Source organism: Variovorax sp. CAN15, assembly GCF_030462475.1.
Lineage (GTDB): Bacteria > Pseudomonadota > Gammaproteobacteria > Burkholderiales > Burkholderiaceae_C > Variovorax.
Genome location: NZ_JASMRZ010000157.1, coordinates 1 through 4,156, shown reverse-complemented (window position 1 = coordinate 4,156; position 4,156 = coordinate 1). Strand labels below are relative to the sequence as shown.

Annotated in this window: 3 protein-coding genes and 1 pseudogene; 3 read left to right on the top strand and 1 reads right to left on the bottom strand. The window is 68.8% G+C overall.

The features are described 5' to 3' along the window. A pseudogene (locus QMO14_RS32890) lies at positions 1-619 on the top strand (MFS transporter); the annotation flags it as partial. Between the two features lie 209 nt (positions 620-828). After that, the gene (locus QMO14_RS32885; RefSeq protein WP_301512317.1) at positions 829-2,046 is read left to right on the top strand and encodes a porin; all 1,218 of its coding nucleotides are present in this window, start codon (positions 829-831) and stop codon (positions 2,044-2,046) included. A 139-nt stretch (positions 2,047-2,185) separates the two neighbouring features. On the opposite strand, the gene QMO14_RS32880 is transcribed toward QMO14_RS32885, so the two are convergent. Next, positions 2,186-3,004, bottom strand: coding sequence for an HAD-IIB family hydrolase (locus tag QMO14_RS32880; protein ID WP_301512316.1), 819 nt, complete (start codon positions 3,002-3,004; stop codon positions 2,186-2,188). A gap of 94 nt (positions 3,005-3,098) precedes the next feature. Here QMO14_RS32880 and QMO14_RS32875 point away from each other — a divergent pair, with 94 nt between their 5' ends. After that, on the top strand, positions 3,099-4,094 hold the full coding sequence (locus QMO14_RS32875) for an ATP-binding cassette domain-containing protein (RefSeq protein ID WP_301512314.1): 996 nt from the start codon (positions 3,099-3,101) through the stop codon (positions 4,092-4,094). Positions 4,095-4,156 lie beyond the last annotated feature (62 nt).

Below are 4,156 nucleotides of genomic sequence, written 5' to 3'. Positions count from 1 at the left end.
CTCGCTGGTGCCGCGCGTGTCCATTCCCGCCAAGGCGCGCGCCGAGTTCGCGCGCGGGCTGCCGGTGTTCATCGTGGTGTGGGCGCTCGGCGGGCTGTACCTGTCGCTGGCGCCTTCGCTGATGCTGCACGTGTTCGGCATCGACAACGGCGTGGTCAACGGCCTGACCGTGGCGGTGCTCTCCGGCATGGGAGCCATCGCGCCCATGCTGCTCGGCCGCTTCGCGGCACCGCGTCCGGCCATCGCCGGCATGGCCAGCATCGCGCTCGGGCTGGTGCTGCTGCTGGCTGCGCTCGCGACGCGCTCGCTCGCGCTCTTCTTCGTCGGCACGGCGGTGGCGGGCGTCGGTTTCGGCGGCGCCTTCTCGGCGCTGGTGCAGACGCTCGCGCCCATGGCGCAGTCGCACGAGCGCGGCGAACTCTTCGCGGCGATCTTCGTCGTGAGCTACCTCGCGTTCAGCCTGCCGGCGATGCTCGCGGGCTTCCTGGTGGCGCCGCTGGGACTGCTGAACACGGCAGAAGGCTATGCGGCGGTGCTGCTGCTGATCGCGGCATTCGGCACCTGGAACCAGTGGGTGGTTCTACGCCGCCGGCCGCGTGAATTGCCCGCGAGCGAGTGAACGGCTGGAAGGGTGTTTCAAGTCAGAAAGCAGTCAGGACACTCGTGTCAATAGAGGTGGCCCTTCAGGGGCTGGGTGCTTACCCCATGTAATTCATTTGTCTTCCGCGATGGAAACACTCCGATGCAGTCTTGTGGCGCAGAAGCCCGGGCTCTTCACAGCTGCATCCGGCATCGGAGCGGCAACTTCCCCATCCTGGAGTGATACGAATGAAAAAATCCCTGCTTGTTCTGGCTGCCCTGGCAGCCTGCGGTGCCGCGTCGGCGCAATCGACCGTGACGCTGTTCGGCGTCGTCGATGCGGCCTACCGCAACGTGTCGAACAAGAGCGAATCGACCACGGCTACCCCCTTTACCCCCTTCTACAGCGTGAAGGCGAGCCGCAGCGAGTTGGCCAACTCGGGCCTGAGCTCCAGCCGCCTGGGCTTCCGCGGCGTGGAAGACCTCGGTGGCGGCCTGTCGGCCAGCTTCTGGCTCGAGGCCCCGATCACCAACGACGACGGCGCCACCGGCGTCGCCAGCTTCAGCCGCCGCTCGACCGTGAGCGTTGCCGGCAGCTTCGGCGAGATCCGCCTCGGCCGCGACAAAACGGCCACCGTGCTGAACGACGAGCAGTTCGACCCGTTCGGCGACACCGGCATCGGCGGCTCGCTGATCATCGATGCCAACGAAGCGTCGGCTTCCGGCACCGGCTACGGCAGCAACAGCACCTACAAGCGCGCCGGCAACATGGTCCAGTACTTCCTGCCGCGCAACCTGGGCGGCTTCTACGGCAACGTGGGCTACAGCTTCCACGAGATCACGCGCTTGTCACCCGACACCCTGGCCGGCGCCGACAAGACCAACACCGGCCGCCACATCGGTGGCCGCGTCGGCTATGCCTCGGGCCCGTTCGATGTGGCCGTGAGCTACGCGCAGAACAACACCAGCTTCACCTCCGGTTCCGGCTCCTCGGCCGTGGCGCGTCCGGGCAAGATCAAGACATTCAACCTGGGTGCGACCTACGACTTCGGCGTGGCCAAGCTGTTCGGCGAGTACTCGCGCTCGAAGGACCAGCGCGATCCGCTGAACATCTTCACGCCGGTGCCGAGCACCGACCTCACCGGCTACCTGATTGGCGTGACCGTACCGATCGGCCCGGGCCAGATCCGCGCCTCGTACTCGCAGGTCAAGTACGACTACAACCGCGTGCCGGCCCTCTTCGCCGTGAACACGCCCGATCCGAAGGCCAGCAAGTTCGCGCTGGGCTACGTGCACAACCTGTCGAAGCGCACCGCGCTCTACGGCACGATCGCGCGCGTGACCAACAAGAACGGCGCGGGCCTCACGGTGGGCGCGGGCCCGTCGTACCTCTCGACCTTCAACCAGGTGGCACTGCGGCCGAAGTCGTCGATGGGCTACGAGTTCGGCATCCGCCACAGCTTCTGAGCGCTGCGAACCCCGAGACTTTTTTTCTCCAAGGACCCCGTCGAACGGTCCTTTCGCCCGCCTCGCGCGGGCTTTTTTTGTCCCTGCTTTTTTCGGATGTGTTGCTTGCGCGCAGCGTTTTCGCAGCGTTGCGCAGGCCTCAGCGTGCCGACAGAATCGCGTGCGCCGCCTCCGCGAAGCCGGTGCCGCGCTCGCCCTGCGTCACGTAGCGCGGCAGGTGCTCGAGCTGCGGCACGAAGCGCGCGACGTTCGCCACGCCGATGCTGTGCGCGAAGCTGCGGAACATCAGCTGGTCATTGGTGGAGTCGCCCACGTAGGCCCAGCGTTCCATCTCGCCGTCGAGCGTGCGGCCCCACAGCTCGCGCACGATCCAGCGCGCGCCTTCGAGCTTGTCGTTGTCGCCGTACCAGCCGTTGATGTGGATGCTGCTGACGGTGGCGTGCATGCCCTCGCCGCGCATCAGCGCCACCACCTGGGCGATGGTGGCGTCGCTCAACTGCACGAACTCGCTGTGGTCGATGGCGACGTCGGTTTCGCGCCCAGGCGAATCGGTGGCGCGGCCCACGCCCGGCAGATCGCGCTCGATGCGTTCCAGCACCGCCTGCATGCGCGCGAAGTTGGCCGCGCGCGTGGGCTCGTCCTGCTGGTAGCGCTTCTCGACGCGGCCGTCGGCCGAGGGCAGCAGCGCCACCGCGCCGTTCTCCGCCACGATGGCATCGACCGGCCAGGTGTTGACGAAGGGCAGGCTCCAGCCCACCGGGCGGCCGGTGATCGCCACCACCGGGAGCCCCGCCGCCTTCAGATCGCCCAGCGCCTGCAGCGCATCGGGCGTGATGGCGCCCTCGTGCGTCAGCGTGTCGTCGATGTCGGTGAATACGCCGATGAGCGCACCGCGCGCGGCCTCGGGCCATCGGGTCAGCGGAAGAAGATGGTGTGGCGAGGAGGGCAGGGAAGGCATGGAGCGGTGAATGCTGGAAGAGCGGCGATCGTACCGGCGCTTTCGTGTAGCATCCCGCCCCCGCCGTGCCATGGAGGCCGGCGCGGCGCTCCCCATGCCCCACATCCTCGTCGACGACCTCCGCAAGACCTACCGCATCTCCGAGCGCGACCCTGGCGTGATGGGCGCGCTGCGCGGCCTCGTGCAGCGGCGCCATCGCACGGTGGAGGCGCTGTCGGGCGTGTCGTTCTCGCTGGAGCGCGGCGAACTGCTGGGCTTCATCGGGCCGAACGGCGCAGGCAAGTCGACCACCATCAAGATCCTTTCGGGCATCCTGCGGCCCGACGGCGGGCGCGTGGAGATCGACGGGCGCGACCCTTTCGCCGACCGCGAGCGCCACGTGGCCCGCATCGGCGTGGTCTTCGGGCAGCGCACGCAGCTGTGGTGGGACCTGCCCGTGGGCGATGGCTTCGACCTGCTGCGCGACATCTACCGCGTGGAACCCGCGCGCTACCGCCGCACGCGCGACGAGCTGGTGGCGCTGCTGAACCTGGAGCGCGTGCTCGCGCAGCCGGTGCGGCAGCTCTCGCTGGGCCAGCGCATGCGAGCCGAGATCGCGGCGGCGCTGCTGCACGAGCCCGACATCCTCTTCCTGGACGAGCCCACCATCGGCCTCGACGCGCCTTCCAAGCTCGCCGTGCGCGACTTCGTGCGCCGCGCCAACCGCGAGCGCGGCACCACCGTGCTGCTGACCACGCACGACATGCACGACGTCGAGGCGCTGGCGCGTCGCGTGATCATCATCGGCCACGGCCGCGTGCTGGCCGACAGCCCGGTCGAGGCGCTGCGCGCGCAGGTGATGGCCGAGCGGCGCCTCGTGGTCGACTTCGCGCAGGACGCCGAGCTGCCCGTAGAGGTGGCCGGCGCTCGCGTGCATTCGCGCGACGGCCAGACGCTGGTGCTCGACTTCGACCCCGCGCAGACCGCCGCGCCCGCGCTGATCGCATGCATCGCCGCTGCGCATGCGGTGGAGGACATCCGCCTCGAAGGGCTGGCGATCGAAGCCGTCATCGCCCGCTTCTACGCCATGCACGGAGCGGCCGAAACATGAGATCACCCCCAGGCTGCGCGGACTGCGTTCCGCTTCGCCTCCCCCCTGCAAGGGGGCGCGCC

What these genes read in the sequence shown, in the direction of transcription:
- QMO14_RS32885 (WP_301512317.1), top strand. Translation starts at nt 829, where the DNA reads ATGAAAAAATCCCTGCTTGTTCTGGCTGCCCTGGCAGCCTGCGGTGCC.
- QMO14_RS32880 (WP_301512316.1), bottom strand. Translation starts at nt 3,004, where the DNA reads ATGCCTTCCCTGCCCTCCTCGCCACACCATCTTCTTCCGCTGACCCGA.
- QMO14_RS32875 (WP_301512314.1), top strand. Translation starts at nt 3,099, where the DNA reads ATGCCCCACATCCTCGTCGACGACCTCCGCAAGACCTACCGCATCTCC.